Source organism: Clostridium coskatii (assembly GCF_001675205.1).
GTDB classification, from domain to species: domain Bacteria; phylum Bacillota; class Clostridia; order Clostridiales; family Clostridiaceae; genus Clostridium_B; species Clostridium_B ljungdahlii.
In genome coordinates, this window is sequence record NZ_LROR01000038.1 from 279,229 (window position 1) to 299,033 (window position 19,805).

Sequence of the window (19,805 nt, forward strand, 5' to 3'; positions counted from 1 at the left end):
AAAATATCGGCAAAATATATTTAAGGATGTGCTAAAAAATGATTTTAATAAAAAATGTAGAATTATTTAATCCTAAATCTATGGGTAAAAAAAGTATATTAACCTGTTTTGATAAAATATCTTACATATCTAAAAAGATAGACTTTCCATCTAATAATTTTCCTACAGTTGAAATAATAGATGGCGATGATTTAATTGCAATTCCCGGTTTGATTGATCTCCACATACATATAAATGGAGCCGGAGGTGAAGGAGGCTTTAATAACAGAACTCCTGAACTAAACCTTACAAATCTTACTTTGAACGGTATCACTACCTGTGTAGGGCTTTTGGGAACAGATGGAATTACAAGAAATATGGGTGGACTTATAGCTAAAGCCCGGGCTCTTGAAAAGGAAGGCATAACAACATACTGCTGGACAGGGTGTTACTCCGTTCCCACGAGGACTCTTACAGACAGTGTGAGAGGAGATATTGTACTTGTAGATAAAATAATAGGGGCTGGTGAAATAGCTGTATCCGATCACAGGGACAGTCATCCTTCTGAAGAAGATTTAATACATTTAGCTTGTGAAACAAGAATAGGTGGAATCATTTCAGGCAAATGTGGTGTACTTCACATGCATCTAGGAGATGGTAAAAAAGGTATGACTCCTCTATTTGATTTAATAGATAAATCAGACATACCTTTTGAAAACTTGCTGCCTACACATTTAAATAGAAACAGTTTAGTATCCAAGCAAGCCTTAGAATATTTAAAAATAGGTGGATTTATAGATATAACTACTGGAATTAAAAATGAAGGGGATACTGCTCAAAGTGCCCCTGAACTCTACAGTAAAATTCTAAAGGAAAATATATCTCCTTATCACGTAACTATGAGCTCTGATGCAGGAGGAAGCATGCCTATATTTGATGATAAAGGCAATCTAACAAAATTAACTGTAGGACTTCCATCTACAGATATGGAATCAATAAGAGAGTGTATAAAAATGGGGCTATCTATGGAAGAATCCATCATTCCTTTCACTTCATCCCCTGCAAAATTTCTAAAATTTGAACATAAGGGCTCTCTCCTTGAAGGTTATGATGCTGATCTAATTTTATTGGATAAAAAACTAAACATACATACTCTCATAAGTAAAGGTAGAATTATGGTTCAAAATTACAAACCAGTAGTATATGGAACCTTTGAAAACAGTTGACAGTTAACAATTTACAATTAATAAAATTTTGCCTGAAGTCAAAATAAATTTAAAGGATTTTCAACTTTCGCTGAAAATCCTCATTAATTGTGAATTGTCTAAATTGATATTATAACTTCTTCATAAGGAATTATTGTCTTTGCCCTAAGCATTGCATTTTTCACTGCATTTACAATGCCTGAGCAGCATGGTACTTCCATTCTCACTACAGTTATACTTTTCAAATCATTTTTCTCTATAATTTCAGTTAATTTATCTTCATAATATTTAATGTCGTCTAACTTAGGACACCCTATTGCTGTAATGTGATCCTTTATAAATTTTTTATGAAAATCTCCACAGGCATATGCAGTACAATCAGCCGCTACAAGTAACTTTGCATTTCTAAGATAAGGTGCATTGGTATTTATAAGCCTTAATTGAACAGGCCACTGTGTTAACTCAGAAGCAACACTAAAATCTTCTGAATTCTTTTTATCTATATGCACATTTTTATCTGAAGCTCTCTCTATCTTTCTAGCTGCTGTACCTGGACATCCACAGGGCATAACTTCTTTCTTTTCCTTTTCTTTAGCCTTTTTAGCAACTAGTTTCTCGTCATAATCCTTACTTTCTCTTTCAATTATGCTTATAGCTCCTGTAGGACATTCAGGAAGACAGTCACCAAGTCCGTCACAGTACTCATCACTTATAAGTTCAGCTTTTCCCTTTACAAGTTCAATAGCACCTTCATGACATGCATTTACGCAAAGTCCACATCCATTGCATTTCTCTTTATTTATATTAACAATTTTTCTTATCATAGTATTTTCTCCTCCTTACTTTACTGTCTATATTATAATAAAATGCAGTCACAAAATCTGTAACATATGTTACTAAGTCTAAAGAGTAAATAACATATAATAATAACTTTTCTTTTAAATGAAGAAAAGGAAACGAAAATTTCGTTTCCTTCCCTACTACTTATTGTACAATTATCTTCTGCATCCACATCCGCAACATAACAATAACAGTATTATTATTATTACTACTTCTCTTCCTCTACCATCGTGTCTACATGACATAAAGAACCCTCCTTATCTTCCTAAAATAATTCTAAGCTATCTAATTTCTCATCATTTGCTCTACACTTTATTATATTAATTAAGTTTATAAAGGTTACTGCTAAGTTAAGAAATTTGCTTTTTTAGTATTAGTAACTAGCAACGTCCACAACCACAACCGCAGCATAGTAATAATATTATTATAATTATTACTACCTCTTTTCCGTAACCCCCACATCTACATGACATAAAGTTTCCCTCCTTGTCTTCTTTTAATATTTTTATAAATATTTATTGATTCTCACTTTTCATCATCTGTTCTATACTTCTATAATATTAATCAAATTAATAAATGTTACTTTTAATTTTTGTTAGCGACAATTAGAAATTTGTCTTATTTAAAATATATGATATAGTTATATGTGAAAATGTTTAACTATACCATAAAAATTTGGAGGTACATAATACTTATGGACGAATTAGAAATTAATAATAAGTTGCAACAAGCTTTTGATACCTTAATCCCTTATATGCATTACTTTTTTGATGATGAAATAGCCTTTACCATGTCAACTACAACTCATTTTTTAAGAGTAGTAAATAGCAAAAACATTAATATGAATGCAAAACCAGGTGATCCTTTAAGACCTACTGGCGCAGCTTATGAATGTATAAAAGCAAGAAAACCTATTTCTACTATAGTTCCTAAAGAAACTTTTGGTGTAGAAATAAAAGCTATAGGACTACCTGTAAAGGAAGGTAATGAAATCATAGGAAGCATAGTACTCGTAAAAAGTTTGGAAAGACACAATAAATTTGTTGAGATGTCTAAAGTACTGTCAAGTGCAATAGAAACTCTTTCAGAAACCTCAAGTGTACTGTCTTCTGACATAGATGAAATGACAAAACATAACGAGGTTTTATTATCAGAAGTAAACGATGCCTCTGATAAAACTAAAAATACAGATGAAGTTTTAAATTTTATAAGAAATATAGCATCTGAAACTAATCTACTGGGATTAAATGCATCTATTGAAGCAGCAAGAGCTGGAGATCGGGGAAAAGGATTTACAGTAGTAGCAAACCAGATAAGAAAGTTATCTAATTCCAGCAGTAAGTCTATAAACGAAATAAATTCTACATTAACTGAAATAGAAAAATCTGTAGCCAAAATATCTGAAGGCCTTGCATCAACAAAAGATACTTTCAATAACCAATTCTCCAAAATTCACGAAATAGATTCTTCCATAAATAACTTATCCGAATTGGTAGACAAGCTTAGAGATTTATCTGAATAAATAAATAAAACTCAGGAATTTGATTTCCTGAGTTTTTCTTTTAATTAATATTATTTTTCTCTATAATGTTATGCCCTTCTATCCAATCTACAAATTGTCTTGCAGTTCTTGCAGAACGTCCATTATACCAAAGTTCCCACTTAAGAGCCTCTCTATGTAAAGTATCTTTGTCTATATTTAATTTTCTTCTTTCAGCTATTCCATCTACAATCTGCAAATACTTATTTTTATCTGGAGATACAAATACTACATTTATTCCAAATCTATCTGCCAGTGAAAGTTTTTCTTGCACACTATCTCCTTCATGTACTTCCCCTTCTGATCCGGAATAGGAAGACATCATTCTCTCATTAAAATATTCTTTTACAAGATGTCTCCTATTTGATGTAGCATATATTATAATATTAGAGGATTTATTTTCAAGTCCTCCTTCAAGTATAGACTTAAGTGCAGTATAACTTTCTTCATCATCCCCAAATACAAGGTCATCTATAAATATAATAAATTTTTCAGGCCTGTTTTTTAATTTTCTTATTATATTGGGAAAATCAACAAGATAAGATTTTGGAAGTTCAATCATACGAAGTCCTTGAGTATAATATTTATTGAGTATGGCTTTTACCGTGGATGATTTACCTGTACCCCTATCTCCATGAAGAAGTACATTGTTTGCAAAAAATCCATTTAAAAACTGCAGTGTATTTTCTATTACTATTTGGTGCTCTCTCTCATATCCAATAAGATCTGAAAGATCAATAGGATCTGGATTTTCAATTCCCTTAAAGCAGCCTTTGCCCTCAATATGTTCCCATATAAAAGCCCTGTAGCGAGCAAAAATTCCACAACCATAGTGATTATGAAAATCTTGAATATCATCTACACATTCATCCCAGCTACCGCTATTATAAATTTTTTGTTTTATGTCTCTTACATACCCTGGACTATTTATTCCTTGAAAATCAAGTTCTGTTTTCCACTCCGGTAATCTCTCTACTACATGTTTTAATTTACTGTCAGAAATATACTTTAACACACTTTCCTTTACATCTGTGGAAGTTAATTTAGCAATACAACAAAGATTTCTTAAATCGTTTTTAGCAGCTTCCTTAATTACATCATTTTTCTTTTTTAATTCTTTGTTTTCAGCTTTCATGGAAAATGGATTTTCATTGAAAATCACTTTATCCATGATATATTCCTGTAGAGAACAATATCCACTGTTTACTAATTTAAAAAAGAAATCATTGTACATGTTTGCAGTGTAACCTATATTGATTTTCTCCATATCAATATAGCTTATAAGATTTCTCAAATTTTTTATTACTTCATCTTCAAGTAAATTTCTATAAATAGATACTGAATCAAAAGCTAGTTTTACATATCTTATTTCAAAAATATTTTTTGAATTTGTGCTTTTCATAAAAAGCACCCCCCTATGTGTCTTTTTTAGTATATATTTCATTTTAACACACAAGGATATGATTTTAAATCATATTGTAAATTCTATGTTATACTATACATGAACTTAAAACTATAGCATATTAGGGGGATAATTATGGATATAACAAATTTAAAACTAGAAGACTTAAAAGAAAATTTGAGAAATATTAAAAGTGGAGTAATTGCTTTTTCGGGTGGAGTAGACAGTACTTTTTTGCTAAAAATTGCCCATGATATCCTTGAAGATAAAGTAATAGCAGTTACCGCTGCTTCATCTACTTATCCTAAAAGGGAATTAGACGAAACTAAAAAATATGCTAAATCAATAGGGGTAAGACACCTGATTATAGAATCAGAAGAACTCGACATCAAAGGCTATAAAGAAAATCCTGTAGACAGATGTTATTATTGCAAAAAAGAATTATTTTCAAAACTAAAAGAAATTGCAAAAGAAAATAATGTAGCTTATGTTTTAGATGGAGCAAATTTAGATGATACTGGAGATTTTAGACCTGGCATGAAAGCAGCTAAAGAACTAGGCATATTAAGTCCTTTAAAAGAAGCTGAGCTTACCAAAGAAGATATTAGAAATCTTTCAAAAAGAATAGGACTTCCAACCTGGAACAAGCCTTCTTTTGCATGCCTAGCTTCCAGATTTCCTTACGGAAATGAGATCAACAGTCAAAAACTAAAAATGGTAGAAGATGCAGAGCAATTTCTTATGGATTTAGGTTTTAAACAAGTTAGGGTAAGACATCACAACGAAATTGCCCGAATTGAAGTTGATCCAGAAGAAAGATCTAAGTTTTTTAATGTAGATATAATGGATAAGGTTGGACAAAAATTAAAAGAAATAGGTTTTACATATGTAACCTTAGATCTATTAGGCTATAAAACTGGCAGCATGAATGCTGTACTAAAGGATGCTAAATAAGATTTTCTAATCAAAAAAATCAATTTATACTCCGGATATTTTTTACAACATTTAGCTCAGTTAAATATTGTGATAAGCCTAAGTAAAAAATTCTAAAAAATCTAAGAACTTTTGAAAACTCGTACCTCAAACAATTCAAAAGTTCTAAGTTTTTACGAATTTTTTACTAAGCCTTATTTACAAAATATTTAAATGAGCTTCATTATTGTAAAAATATACCTGCGTATAAGTTGATTTTTAAGTTAGAAAACATACAATAAAGTATCTCTGTTATACGTTTATTTTTAAGAATACCACTGTATGAGATTTTCAAAATACCGAACTTTAGACTTGTCAAAAGTTTTTATGGTGCTAAAATTTGTCATTACATTACCTGTATAAGTTAACTTTCAAGCTAGAAACTCTATTTTTTAAAATTCTATCTTGATATTATACTCTTTAAGCCATGTATTTACCTGAATAAGATATGCAAGAAGCTGTGGTCCTCTCATAAGTTGGCCAAACCAAGGTGCTTTAAAAGAAGATCCTCCTGTATCTATTAATGTCTTAACTGATTTTTTATCTATAAGCGGCAAAATAGGAGAACTCTTGTCTTTCATAATATCTGACATCCGTTTTGTAACTATTTTTGTATATTCAGGGTTATGAGTTTTTGGGTAAGGGCTCTTTTTCCTTTCAACAATTTCCTTTGGCAGTATTCCTTCTAGTGCCTTTCTCAGTAAGCCCTTTTCTCTTCCTTTATAAAATTTTATCTCTGGTGGTATATTAAAAGCATACTCTACCAATCTATAATCTGCAAAAGGTACTCTAACCTCCAAACTATTAGACATACTCATACGATCTTTTCTATTTAAAAGTGTTATCATAAACCATTTTATATTTAAATAAAATAATTCTCTCATTCTGTATTCTAATTTGGATTCACCATCTATGTGAGGCACCTGTTTTATACTACTTTTATATTGTTCATTTAGATATTCCTCCAAATCAAGTGCCTTTAATTCATCAGACAATATTTCCTTTCTTGAATTAATAGATTTTGACCATGGAAAAGTATCTGCATTAATGTCTTCAGGTCTTCTATACCACGGATATCCTCCAAAAATTTCATCTGCACATTCTCCTGACAGTGCAACTGTATTGTCTTTCCTTATTTCCTTACAAAAAAGGTACAGCGAGGAATCAATGTCTGCCATTCCAGGCAAATCACTAGCTCTTACAGAGTCATAAAGGGCATCTGCTAAATCAGAACTTGTATTTATAATCCCATGATGAACACTTTTTATATAATCCGACATTTTTAGTGCCCAAACTCTATCTGGTGTAGGTTCAAAGGAATTTGCTTTAAAATATTTGTCATTGTCTTCATAATCAATTGAGTAGGTATTTAAAGTCTTTCCTTGTTTTTTAAACTCTGCTGCAGCTACTGTAGATATAACACTAGAATCAAGTCCTCCTGAAAGCAGTGTACAAACGGGTACATCTGCTACAAGCTGTCTCTTAATGGCATCTACAAGCAGTGTTTTTACATGCTGAGCCGTTGTTTCTGTATCTTCATTGTGAATTTTACACTGTGGTTTCCAGTATTCTCGTAGCTTAATACCATATCTATCATATAGAACATAATTAGCAGGTGGTACTTCATATATACCTTTAAATACACCTCCACCCAAAGATCTAGCAGGTCCAAGGGCAAATATTTCAGTCAGGCCATCCCTATCAACTACAGGTTCAATAAAGGGATGGGCCAGTAATGTTTTTATTTCTGAACCAAATATAAGTGAATTATCTTTTACTGTATAAAATAGTGGTTTTACTCCTAATGGATCTCTTGCCATAAATATCTGATTTTTACTTTCATCCCATATTGCAAAAGCATATATTCCATTTATATGTTTCAAACAATTTATTCCCCAATGGATGTAACTGGTTAGAAGTACCTCTGTATCAGAATAGGATTTGAAAGAATAATTTTCTTTTACAAGTAACTTTCTTAAATCCTCAGTATTATAAAGTTCTCCATTGTATACAATAATATATCTCCTGCCACCTACACTTTTTGACATAGGCTGTGCACCACCAGAAGGATCCACAACTACAAGTCTTCTGTGTCCTAAGAGTGCATTTTTAGAAAAGTAATAGCCTGCATCATCAGGTCCTCTTTTCTTTAAAGTATCTGTCATATTTAAAATAACATCTCTGTTTTGGGAAATGTCCTCTTTTAAATTAATCCATCCTGCAATTCCACACATAAGAAGCCGCCTCCGAATAAATATTATTAATGTACATATAATTTAATCTATGATTTAAAAAATGTATATGTGAATGAATTTTTCTATTTATTCAAGGCAGCAGTTTTCAATTACTCTAATTTAATGTTTCAAAAGTGTATCCTTTTGACTTTAAATACTGTATTACTTCAGGAAGAGCTTGTACTGTTGTTCCCTTTGCAGCAGCATCATGCATCAAAACTACTACAGTATTATCATTACTGTATTTTCTAAGCTCATTTAATAAAACATCCACAGGAACATTATTTCTCATAGCATCTCCAATCCAATCATTCCAATCCACATAATGATATCCTGCTTTTGTAACTGCATCTTTAAAAGGATTCAAGTTTAAATGACGAGTGTTAAAAGAACCTCCTGGAAACCTCATAAGTTTTAAATTGTAGTCTTTTCCAACTATGGATTTAATTACTGTATCACATCTATTTATGTCATCTACAAATACTGATGGATCTTCTCTGTATCTAAGTTCATGGCTGTAAGTATGATTTCCAACTACATGTCCTTCTTTTACTTCTTCTTTTACCAAGTCCTTATTTCTTTCTGCATTTTGTCCGATTAAAAAGAAGGTTGCCTTTATATTATTTTGTTTCAATATTGAAAGTATTTTAAGAGTATTTGGAGAAGGGCCATCATCAAAAGTTAAATAAGCTACTTTCTTTCCATCCGTTCTCTTGGTTTTCCATGGCATATACGCTCCTGCAGGCTGTTTTGTTGTAAATCTTTGTTTTAGTTCATCCTGCTGCTTTTCTTCAGCGCTTTTCTGATGTTCTACTTTATTAGAAGTAGTTACTACTGCATGTTTTTTGTATGCAACTTTAGTTCCTATAAAGAATGCCCAACCAAAAGCACATAATAAAATTACTCCTATAATTACATTATTTCTTCTTTTAATGATTCTATTTTTTTTAATTTTGTCCTCATATTTATTCATCAGTTCCATCTCCCTAATAAGATTCTAATGTCATACGTCATTTGAAAGAAAATAACAAGTCAAATAGGCTAGCATACTGACTAGATATTTCTTTGAAAATGCCTAAGTAAAATTAAAAAATAGCATTTCGATACCTTCCTTTAATTTAACTTCATTAATTTCCCTATTTATAGTATAATAAATCATCCTATTTTACTATACATTATGACAAAATGTAATCATTTTGTAATTTGTTTTAACTCTTTAATGATATATTCTAAAAAATCTGAAATTATTCATTGGCATAAAAAAACTATAGAGAAGTTATAGTACTATAACTTCTCTATAGTTTTTTAGATTATTTTTTTATTTTAAAAGAACTCTTAAGGGATACTATTCTATTAAATACTAGCTTACCTTCTTGAAAAAACCTAGGATCAACATTGAAATATCCATGTCTGAAAAATTGAAATTTTTGGCCTGATTTTGCATTTTTCATATCAGGCTCCAAAAATCCATTTAATATTTCCAAGGAATTTGGATTTACATTATCTAAAAATGAATCACTGCCTTCTTCTTCCTTTTCATCTAAAATTAAAGGTTCATAAAGTCTTATTTCTGCTGGAATTGCAGTACTTGCATTTACCCAATGAAGTGTACCTCTAACTTTTCTTCCGTCAGGACTATTTCCTCCCTTTGATGCAGGATCATAGCTGCAGTGAAGCTCTTTTATGTTCCCTTCTTCATCCTTTATGACTTCTTCACATTTTATAAAATAAGCACCTTTTAATCTAACTTCATTTCCCGGAAATAATCTATAATATTTTTTAGGTGGATTTTCCATAAAGTCTTCTTGTTCAATATATATTTCCTTTGAAAAAGGTACTTTTCTAGTTCCTGCTGTAGGATCATCTGGATTATTTTCAATTTCAAAAGTATCACATTGTCCTTCAGGATAATTTGTTATTACGACTTTTAGCGGTCTTAGAACAGCCATAGTTCTAGGTGCTTTTGTTTCCAGATCATCTCTTAAAAAGTAATCTAGCATTTGAGAATCTACTACACTACTTGCTTTTGCCACGCCTATAGCTTTACAAAATTTGCAGACAGATTCTGGTGTAAATCCTCTTCTTCTAAGTCCTGCAATAGTTGGCATACGTGGATCATCCCATCCATCTACAAAATTCTCATCTACTAATTTTTTAAGTTTTCTTTTACTCATTACCATATTTGTAATGTTAAGCCTAGCAAATTCTATCTGCTTTGGCACATTTTCCATTTCACATTCACGCACTACCCAATCATAAAGAGGTCTGTGATCCTCAAACTCAAGTGTACATATGGAGTGAGTTACTCCCTCAATGGCATCTTCTAGCGGATGTGCAAAATCGTACATAGGATATATGCACCATTTATCTCCAGTATTGTGATGTGGGGCATGTGCTATACGATATATAATTGGATCTCTCATATTTATGTTAGGAGAAGTCACATCAATTTTAGCTCTTAAAACTTTTTCTCCATCTTTAAATTCTCCATTTTTCATTCTTTCAAATAATTCAAGATTTTCTTCTACAGTTCTATTTCTATAAGGACTTTCCTTGCCAGGTTTAGTTAAAGTGCCCCTATATTCTCTTATTTCATCTGGAGTCAAATCGCACACAAAAGCTTTACCTTTTTTTATTAAAAGTAATGCTCTTTTATACATTTCATCAAAATAACTGGAGGCAAAGTGCAATTCATCCCAATCATATCCAAGCCATTTTACATCTTCTTTTATTGACTCTACATATTCTGTATCCTCTTTTGAAGGATTAGTATCATCAAATCTTAAATTAGTTCTTCCACCAAATTCATCTGCCAATCCAAAATTTAAAACTATTGACTTCGCATGGCCTATATGTAAATATCCATTAGGTTCTGGAGGAAACCTTGTTATTATTTTTTTATACTTTCCTGACTTCATGTCTTCTTCTACTATGTTTTTAATAAAATTTGATGAACTCTTGCTTTCTTCCATAAGTTAACCATCCTTTTCTAAAACTTATTTATATGTACATCAGAGTGGTAATCGTTACCTGACCAAATCATGATTTGGATTCTCTGATTGAAAGAAAAGGCATTTTTTATAAGTAAATGCCTTTTCTAAATATCTATACAAATTGCTTGTTTTTAATATAAATTCTAAAGGCTATCTCTTCTACAAGTGAAAAAATACTAGATGTTATAAAATACAATCCAAGTGCTATTGGAGCTTTAATTGTTATTAAAAGTCCAATTGCTCCAGGAAGTATTGCTGACATCTTATTGTACTGCACTTCCTTATAGACTTTAAAATAATCTATAGAATTTACTAGGCCAGGCAGCATTGAAATGATCGAATACACTATAGGAACTATAAAATAACTATCGCTTAATTTTATTGAAGCTACCCAAGGTATAAGCACTGTACCTGAAATTACAGGCATGTTTATAATGGTTTTATAAAGCCCACCTATTATAGGAAACTGAATAATTGTAAGTAAACATCCCATCATGCTTTTTAAATTATCCTTATAACAGTTTTGTATTTCCTTTTCCATCTTAAGCTTATCATTTTTATACTTAATTTTTATGTCTTCCATCTTTTTAGCAACTTTCTGCTGCTTTAAAATGCTAAACCTTTGTTTCATAGACATAGGCATCAAAAGTACCTTTACAATTAAAGTGAGAACAACAACTGCAATACCCCAATCTCCTGTAAAATTAAATACGTGATTGAGCAAAGCACCCAGCAAATTAAAAATAATGTTCATATAATATCTCCTATCTATAAATTATTATATTTTAAAACATTATTTTTAAATAAGGCTGTGTAAAATATATCCACACTTTATATTTTTCGTAACTCACATACTGTTTTATATATAATTTTTTTGGATAACCTAATGCCCTTAAAACTATACATTCTATTAAATTATATCTAATACTTTCTCTTAAGCTTTTATGTACCTGTAAAACACCAGAAAAAACTGCAGTTATACACATAAACAACAGAATAAAGTAGAAAATATTGAAAAAGTCCATGTTCATGATAAACATTCCTTTAAAATAAATTATATATCAAATACTTTTATTTGATATTACCATATAATGATTTTATATTCAACACAAACCCTTTATTTATGCTAATATAACCATAATATCACAAAAATATTATTTAAAAATAAAAATTTTTATTGTACCTTACCTTACGTCATGTGTTACAATAATTTAGGCAGAGGTGATAAATAATGACTTCCCATAAATCAGAACTAGTAAGTATCGGCAAATTTGCCCAAAAATCAGGTGTTACCTTGAGGACTTTAAGGTACTATGACAAAATAGGTCTTTTAAAACCCTGTGCCTATACTGAGTCTGGTCACCGATTATATAATGTTGAAGATTTCGGTAAACTTCAAAAAATACTTACTCTTAAATTTATAGGTCTTTCACTTGAGGATATATCTAAAATAATGAACTATGATTTAAATCAAGGTGATTTAAAGAGATCTCTCCAAATACAAAAAAAGATAATGAAAGAAAAAATATACCACATTGAAGCTGTAATAAAATCCATAGATGAAGCTGTGCATATGCTTGACAATGACAAGGAACTCAATTGGAACAAGTTTATAAACATAATAAGCATAGTAAATACAGATCAAAAGTGGATGGAACAATATGAAAATGCCTCTAACTTAAAAGCCAGAATAAGGATTCATGAACTTTTCAGCACAAATAAGCGAGGATGGATGAAATGGTTTTTTAATCAATTAAATATTCCTTCCAAAGCTTCTATTTTGGAACTTGGATGTGGTAATGGGGAGCTATGGCAAAAAAACTTGGATAAAATTCCTGAAGGTTGGGATATTACTCTTACTGATTTTTCCCCTGGGATGCTTCAGGATACAAAAAATAATTTAGGCATTAATTCAAAAAGATTTACATTTAAAATAGCAGATGTACAAAATATACCTTATGACGACAATAGTTTTGATGTAGTAATAGCAAACCATGTATTATACCATGTAAGTGATGTAGACAAATCCCTTTCAGAGATTTATCGTGTTTTAAAACCTAAGGGCTATTTTTATGCCTCAACTGTAGGTAAAAATCATATGAAGGAAATGAGGGAAATCGTTAAAAAATATAACTTTAAGAATATAAGTACAGATAGTTTTAATATTACAGAAAGTTTTCAACTTGAAAATGGTCTGTTAAAACTTTCTAAGTGGTTTAAAGATGTAACAATGAAAAGATATAGCGATAACTTAAAGCTAACAGCTGCATCTCCTCTCATAGATTATATATTTTCTATGCCAGGCAATACAAAAACTACATTTGACAAAGATAAGCTTGAATCCTTTGCAGAATACTTACAGTCTGAAATAAACAAAAATGGGTATATTTATATAACAAAAGATACTGGTTTTTTTGAAAGTAGAAAATAGCACTTAAAAATTAATCTACAATCTAAAAACTTATATAAATTAGACAACGAAATGAAAGGATTGATTATAAATGAATAAGAAAATACCATTCTCACCACCAGATATAGGTGAAGCCGAAATAAACGCAGTTGTAGAAGTTTTAAAATCAGGATGGATTACTACAGGTCCAAAATGTACTGAATTTGAAAATAAGGTTGCTGAATATTGTAATAGCGATAAAGCACTAGCTGTAAACAGTAATTCTGCTGGACTAGAACTTGTATTGAAGGAATTTAACATAAAAGCAGGAGATGAAGTCATAACTACTCCTTATACTTATACTGCAACAGCAAGTGCTGCTATACGCAGAGGAATAAAACCAAAGTTAGTAGATATAGAAAAAAATTCTTTCTTAATTGATTTAGAAAAATTGGCAGATGCTATAACATCTAAGACAAAAGCTATATATACAGTAGATGTTGCAGGAGTGCCTATAGACTACGATGCTGTTCGCAAAATATTAAAGGATAAAAATCGTGAAGATATAATTTTTGTATCGGATTCCGCTCACTCTTTTGGTGCAAAATACAAAGGTAAAAGAGTTGGTTCTCAAGCTGATTTCCATGTTTTCTCCTTTCATGCAGTAAAAAACTTTACTACTGCTGAAGGTGGTGCAATAACATTTAACGAAAATGATAAATTTGGTAAAAAGGACTTATATAAGGATTTTAAGTTGGAATCCCTACATGGCCAATCAAAAGATGCTCTTTCCAAAATGCAGGCAGGCGCATGGAAATATGATATAGTTACAGATGGAGGTAAATGCAATTTAACTGATATATCTGCAGCTATAGGTTTGGCACAATTTCCAAGATATGAAGAAATGTTAAAAAAACGTAAAGCTATATTTGATTTATATACTAAATTTTTAAGTAAAAAGGATTGGGCTATAATTCCATTTAAGAAAGATGCTATACGTGAAACTTCATACCACTTATATCTTCTTCGCATAAAAGACTTTAGTGAAGATCAAAGAAATGAAGTAATAAAATCCCTTGCGGCAAAAGATATAGCTACTAATGTTCACTATACTCCTCTGCCTATGTTTACACTTTACAAAAATTTAGGTTACGATATAAAAGATTATCCAAATGCATATAACCATTATGCAAATGAAATTTCTGTACCAGTTTATTCTCTTCTTAAATTGGAAGATGCAGAATATGTCGTTAAAGAATTAATTTCTGCTGTAGAAAAAGTCATGAAATAAATTGAAAGCGAGGACGAAAAATGAAAGTTAATTTTTTTACACCTACAAGAGAATACTTAGAAAAGAAAGAAGAATTTAATAAGGCTATATCAGCTGTACTTGAAAGTGGAAGTTTTATATTTGGACCTCAAGTGTCAGAACTTGAAGAAGAAATAAAAAAATATACAGGAGCTAAGCATGCCATAGCTGTAGCTTCTGGAACAGATGCTCTTTTAGTTTCTTCCCATGCACTTGGATTTAAAGATGGAGATGAAATTATAACTTCCCCTTTTACATTTTTAGCTTCAACTTCTTGTATAGCTAAATTAAATGCAAAACCAGTTTTTGTTGATGTAGATGAAGATACTTTTAATCTAGATGCAAATAAAATAGAAGAAAAAATAACTTCAAAAACTGCAAGTATATTACCAATACATCTTTTTTCACAGATGGCAAATATGGACAAAATAATGGATATAGCATCCAAGCATAATTTAAGTGTTTTAGAAGATGCTGCAGAAGCTTTTGGTATGCAGTGGGGAGGTTCCTCAAGTGAATACAAACATTCTGGTACTATAGGAGATATTGGTATTTATTCATTTTTCCCAACAAAAACACTAGGTGGTTATGGAGACGGAGGCATGATAGTAACTAATAATGACAAATTAGCTGAAACTGCTAAAATGCTTAGAGTACATGGTGCTTCTAAAAAATATCATTATGACTATATAGGATATAATTCAAGACTTGATTCTATTCAAGCTGCTGTACTTTTAGTTAAACTAAAATATATAGACAATGCACTTAAACAAAGGCAAAAGGTAGCTGATTGGTATAAAGAAAGACTTGCTGATTGTGACTATATAAAACTTCCTACAGTTAAAGGAAATCAAAAACCAGTATACTATGCATTTAATACATTAGTAGAAAAAAGAGATGAACTTGCTGCATACTTAAAGGAAAATGAAATCGGGACTAGTATTTATTATCCAATCCCTCTTCATCTTCAAAAATGCTTTGATTATTTAGGCTATAAAAAGGGTGATTTCCCTGTAGCTGAAAAACTTTCAACTAAAGTTTTAGCTCTTCCTATATACCCTGAAATAACTCAAGATGAAGTTAACTTTGTGTGCGAAACCATCAAAAAATTCTATACAAAATAACCTTATACAAAAAGCAGTATTTAGATTTTACACTAAGTACTGCTTTACAAAATTAACCACACTTTTAGAAAATTCATCAAACACATTTTCAAAGCATTATATATATTTTATCCGAGAGTGTAAGCTCTCTAGGATTCCAACACCTTTTAGGACATTTCATAATTTTATATGACATATGCAAATCATTTATGAATTTATAAAATTCATTATCAAGCCAGGGAGGAGTCCAACTTCCCGACCTACATATGTGAATAACATTTATGTTCTTATTTACTAAATGCTCTACCTTAGGATATTTTATAGAAAACGATTTATTTATTTCCTCAAATTCACCTTTTTCTTCATAAGTATAAGGGCTGTAAACTATACTTGCCTTTTTTATAATACTGTTTTTTAAAAGTTTTCCAAGCCAATTGGCACAATTCAATTCAAAATCAAGTGACTTCATTCCGCCGTAACCCAAATCAGAATGTGCATCAAAATTTATAACTTCATCACAATTATTGTTTTGAGCTATGAAATAAGAAAACTTATGGGAGTCAGATACATATACCTTAGCTTTACTTTCTATGGAAAAACATTGTTTTATTTTACTCCAAAAGCCTTTCAGTTCATTACCGGTTCTAACTGTTTTTTCAATGTTTTCTCCCATTTGTCTATTTTTAAAATATCTCCTATACCACAATATAATATTTGTTCTCTTATTCTCAATATAAGAGCCACACCATTCCTCTCTTACAGGAATAAAATAATCCCAATCAATGCTGAGAAGATTTTTTTTCATAGCAACACACCTCACATATAACTATAATGTTACACCTCCAGCATGAATTTTTAAACCTTTCAAATACTAATTTCTAACATAAGACATCCACATATTTCTTATATTTTTATAATATTCATCCCCCGTAATATTATAAAGTACATTCATTTCTTCAATGTGAATACAGTGATAAAAGTCAGAACTACTAGGAGGTCCATTTTTTATAATGTGATATAAATCATAGGATGTGAAGTTACCTATATCATAATATGGCAGTATATATTTTAAGCTTAGAAGTCCTTTATTCCAGTATCTTTTAGCCACGTTAGAATAGTATATATTTTGAGCACAGTGTACACTGCTCCAATCATATAAACCTATCAATGTAAATATATACCCGTTTAATGTATAGGTAGACGTTTTTCCCACATACTGCTGAAAAAATATCTTGTCTTCAAGGCTTTTATCTAAAGCACCTAGATTATCCATAACACCACCTTCTGAAACAGGCGTTAAAAGATATTTAAGCACTCTCTGCCCTGCATTTATATACTTTGAATTTTTAGTTAAATGATAGGCTCTAGTAAATACACTAAGTGCCTGCCCCTGGGACATACTTGAAGCCCATCCTTCATTCAAGCATTCATAATATCCAAATTTAAACTCATATCTTAGAGATCCATCTTTTTTTATACTCTTTATTAAAAAATCCGCTGTATTTAAAAATTTATCTTTATTAGCTCCAGTATCCATATACCCATCATATAAATAAAGTGCATATTGACATATAGTAACTGCATTGTAATAAAATTTGCCATTGTATTTTACCATGGGTATACCGTTTTTATCATATTTAAAACTAGGTGATTCAAGATAAGCCCAATCCGGCTGATAATTAAAATATTTTTTTACAGGATTATATTCTCCATATAATGTGTAATTACACTTATTGCTTTTATAATAATCTACACCACTTTTCCCAATATTCATATACTCCGGGAGGAAAGAATACTTATCCAAAACGGGCACTTTTCTCTCAGCCAGCAGCTTACATATTTTTGCTTCGTTTATAATACTTTTAGGCATATTCTTATTTTCTAAAACTATATTATATCCTTCTATAGCTTTTGAATATTTTTTTTGATTTTGCAATCTTCTACTATTTTTTAGTATGTTTTTGGCTTCATTTTCAGATACTTCACCCACTTTTAAAAGCCTTTACTGCTCCAGTAAACACAATTATGTTAATAGCTAAAATTATAACTGTACATATTATCTTTGCAATTATATTTTTTTTAAATTTCATATTTTCTCCTTTTATGACTTTCAAATAATATTAACCTATTATAGCTTCTAATATTATTTTCTAATACATAAAAATATATTCTAAACTTTAATCATGTCTTTCCCGTTTTATAGATGAAAAATCAATAATATGGAATTACCTTATTTCTACCTGTATGCTTTGCTTCATATAGAGCGATATCTGCACTTTCTATGATTTGTTTAACATTACTTACAATATCAGGATAAGTTGTAACCCCAATAGATACAGAAATATTAATTTTTTTACCTGTGGATAGTATAAACTCATGCTTTTCTATTGCTTTCCTTATTTGTTCACCAATTTCTATAGCTTGTCTATTAGGACAGTCTATTAATAATATTGAAAACTCTTCTCCACCGTTTCTTGAAATTATATCAAAAGATCTGCATACTGTTTTGAGTATTAAAGCAATTTGTTTTAGCACTTCATCCCCTGAAGGATGACCATATGTATCATTAATTTTTTTAAACCAATCAATATCTATCATAATAAGTGAAAGCCTTTCTTTTCTTTCAACTGCCCTTTTAGATAAATCGTTAAACAAGTTGTTGAAATTTCTAACATTATTAAGCCCAGTTAAAAAGTCTCTGCAGGAATCTTCCTTAAACTTCAAAAACAACAAACTTGATTGATTTATATACTCGCAAAGATAATATATTATAAATCCAAATATAATTGTTAAAATTGAATATATAATGAATTCTTTGTAAATTGTATTATTGATTTTTGCAGTTGACGATACTATATTCATAAAAAGGAAATGCAAAATCAAGCTGCTGATAATCATGCATAGCCATTTTTTTGTTTTCTGTAAACTGCATTTAGAAATAATCCCACAACTAATACTTAATATTGTAATGGACATAATTAATGTTTCATAACTCATTAACCCAAATACTATTGAAAAAAAAGAAATTACTACCCCTGTAATAAATGAACATAAGAAGCCGCCATTTATTGCTGAAATAAGTATAGCAAAATTTTGAAAATCTACCGGTATGTAACCTTTATCTTTCATAATAAAAGGTATCAAAAATCCACCTAAAACTCCTGAAGTAATTGCATATAGAACTCTTATCCTTACAGGAGACGATGGGTTTAATAAATGTTCTTTATTTTTAAAAAATTGACTCCATATAAAAAAAAATGAAATGAAAAGAAATATACTATTAAGTAAATGTCTTGTAATAAATAAATAATTATTTATAGGGCAACACCTCAAAACCTGGAAATTCCACCCTGTTTAATAAAGAATATTATAAGAGTATTTTACACACTTTAACTTATTTTTTATATACATTATTATTTAGGACGAAATAAATATTTTGTACTATAAATTATAACATAATATTGTGTAAAATCCAATTATTATAAGAAAAATATCAAAGTAATGTTATTATCTTCAATAAAATGGAATAAAACATGTAATTATTTTCAATTTATGAAATTAAATTAAAATAAATAAGTATAAAATGATGATTTTTAGTACAAAATATTTATATTGTACAATTATTTTGAAAAGAGGAAACTAAATGGAAAGAACCGGTAATAAAAAAATAAAATATTTTACTCAGGAGGAAACAAAAAGCCTTTTTAACGCCATCATAAATTTAGATAATATACATGCAGTTAGAGATTTAGCAATTTTTAGAGTTGCTTATAGATGTGGTTTAAGAGCATCTGAAATTGCTTTGATTAAATTGGAAGATTATAACGCTTCAAAGGGCG

Annotated in this window: 16 protein-coding genes; 7 read left to right on the forward strand and 9 right to left on the reverse strand. The window is 30.2% G+C overall.

Translation table 11 applies throughout. The features are described 5' to 3' along the window. The first annotated feature begins 38 nt into the window (after nt 1-38). Nucleotides 39-1,205, forward strand: a complete 1,167-nt coding sequence (gene iadA / locus CLCOS_RS08650; protein ID WP_063601006.1) for a beta-aspartyl-peptidase — start codon at nt 39-41, stop codon at nt 1,203-1,205. A 98-nt stretch (nt 1,206-1,303) separates the two neighbouring features. Here the strand turns inward: iadA and CLCOS_RS08655 are convergent, their stop codons facing one another. Continuing rightward, nucleotides 1,304-2,008 (reverse strand): ATP-binding protein, encoded by a 705-nt coding sequence (locus tag CLCOS_RS08655; protein ID WP_063601005.1) that lies wholly within the window; start codon nt 2,006-2,008, stop codon nt 1,304-1,306. Nucleotides 2,009-2,718: 710 nt separating this feature from the next. Between CLCOS_RS08655 and CLCOS_RS08660 the strand changes: the two genes are divergently transcribed. Next, the gene (locus tag CLCOS_RS08660; protein WP_013239317.1) at nt 2,719-3,546 is read left to right on the forward strand and encodes a methyl-accepting chemotaxis protein; all 828 of its coding nucleotides are present in this window, start codon (nt 2,719-2,721) and stop codon (nt 3,544-3,546) included. A gap of 40 nt (nt 3,547-3,586) precedes the next feature. Here CLCOS_RS08660 and CLCOS_RS08665 read toward each other — a convergent pair whose 3' ends face one another. After that, nucleotides 3,587-4,966 carry an ATP-binding protein gene (locus CLCOS_RS08665; protein ID WP_063601004.1) on the reverse strand — a complete coding sequence of 460 codons (1,380 nt, stop codon included), beginning with the start codon at nt 4,964-4,966 and terminating at the stop codon, nt 3,587-3,589. 135 nt (nt 4,967-5,101) lie between these two features. Between CLCOS_RS08665 and larE the strand changes: the two genes are divergently transcribed. Beyond that, nucleotides 5,102-5,920: an ATP-dependent sacrificial sulfur transferase LarE gene (gene larE / locus CLCOS_RS08670; RefSeq protein ID WP_063601003.1), complete on the forward strand. Its 819-nt coding sequence runs from the start codon at nt 5,102-5,104 to the stop codon at nt 5,918-5,920. A gap of 410 nt (nt 5,921-6,330) precedes the next feature. Here larE and asnB read toward each other — a convergent pair whose 3' ends face one another. From asnB to CLCOS_RS08690, 4 genes are all read right to left on the reverse strand, one after another. Further along, nucleotides 6,331-8,172: an asparagine synthase (glutamine-hydrolyzing) gene (gene asnB, locus CLCOS_RS08675; RefSeq protein WP_063601002.1), complete on the reverse strand. Its 1,842-nt coding sequence runs from the start codon at nt 8,170-8,172 to the stop codon at nt 6,331-6,333. Nucleotides 8,173-8,287: 115 nt separating this feature from the next. Next, nucleotides 8,288-9,145 (reverse strand): polysaccharide deacetylase family protein, encoded by an 858-nt coding sequence (locus tag CLCOS_RS08680; protein WP_063601001.1) that lies wholly within the window; start codon nt 9,143-9,145, stop codon nt 8,288-8,290. Nucleotides 9,146-9,482: 337 nt separating this feature from the next. Next, complete coding sequence (locus CLCOS_RS08685; RefSeq protein WP_013239322.1) at nt 9,483-11,144, reverse strand: glutamine--tRNA ligase/YqeY domain fusion protein; 1,662 nt, start codon at nt 11,142-11,144, stop codon at nt 9,483-9,485. Between the two features lie 133 nt (nt 11,145-11,277). After that, nucleotides 11,278-11,919, reverse strand: a complete 642-nt coding sequence (locus tag CLCOS_RS08690; RefSeq protein ID WP_063601000.1) for a YidC/Oxa1 family membrane protein insertase — start codon at nt 11,917-11,919, stop codon at nt 11,278-11,280. Between the two features lie 477 nt (nt 11,920-12,396). Between CLCOS_RS08690 and CLCOS_RS08700 the strand changes: the two genes are divergently transcribed. The 3 genes from CLCOS_RS08700 to CLCOS_RS08710 all read left to right on the forward strand — a co-directional run bounded on the left by CLCOS_RS08700 (nt 12,397) and on the right by CLCOS_RS08710 (nt 15,987). Further along, entirely contained in the window at nt 12,397-13,596 is a 1,200-nt protein-coding gene (locus CLCOS_RS08700; RefSeq protein ID WP_063600999.1) for a MerR family transcriptional regulator, read from the forward strand. 70 nt (nt 13,597-13,666) lie between these two features. Beyond that, on the forward strand, nt 13,667-14,845 hold the full coding sequence (locus CLCOS_RS08705; RefSeq protein WP_063600998.1) for a DegT/DnrJ/EryC1/StrS family aminotransferase: 1,179 nt from the start codon (nt 13,667-13,669) through the stop codon (nt 14,843-14,845). Between the two features lie 20 nt (nt 14,846-14,865). Then, nucleotides 14,866-15,987 carry a DegT/DnrJ/EryC1/StrS family aminotransferase gene (locus tag CLCOS_RS08710; RefSeq protein ID WP_063600997.1) on the forward strand — a complete coding sequence of 374 codons (1,122 nt, stop codon included), beginning with the start codon at nt 14,866-14,868 and terminating at the stop codon, nt 15,985-15,987. An 88-nt stretch (nt 15,988-16,075) separates the two neighbouring features. Here the strand turns inward: CLCOS_RS08710 and CLCOS_RS08715 are convergent, their stop codons facing one another. From CLCOS_RS08715 to CLCOS_RS08725, 3 genes are all read right to left on the reverse strand, one after another. Beyond that, entirely contained in the window at nt 16,076-16,771 is a 696-nt protein-coding gene (locus CLCOS_RS08715) for a hypothetical protein (RefSeq protein WP_063600996.1), read from the reverse strand. A gap of 66 nt (nt 16,772-16,837) precedes the next feature. Further along, entirely contained in the window at nt 16,838-17,956 is a 1,119-nt protein-coding gene (locus tag CLCOS_RS08720; RefSeq protein WP_063600995.1) for a D-glucuronyl C5-epimerase family protein, read from the reverse strand. Between the two features lie 221 nt (nt 17,957-18,177). Further along, a complete protein-coding gene (locus CLCOS_RS08725) occupies nt 18,178-19,095 on the reverse strand; it encodes a GGDEF domain-containing protein (RefSeq protein ID WP_156496372.1) in 918 nt (305 codons plus the stop codon). A gap of 514 nt (nt 19,096-19,609) precedes the next feature. Here CLCOS_RS08725 and CLCOS_RS08730 point away from each other — a divergent pair. After that, a partial coding sequence (locus tag CLCOS_RS08730; protein ID WP_153042922.1) for a tyrosine-type recombinase/integrase occupies nt 19,610-19,805 on the forward strand: 196 nt, incomplete at its 3' end.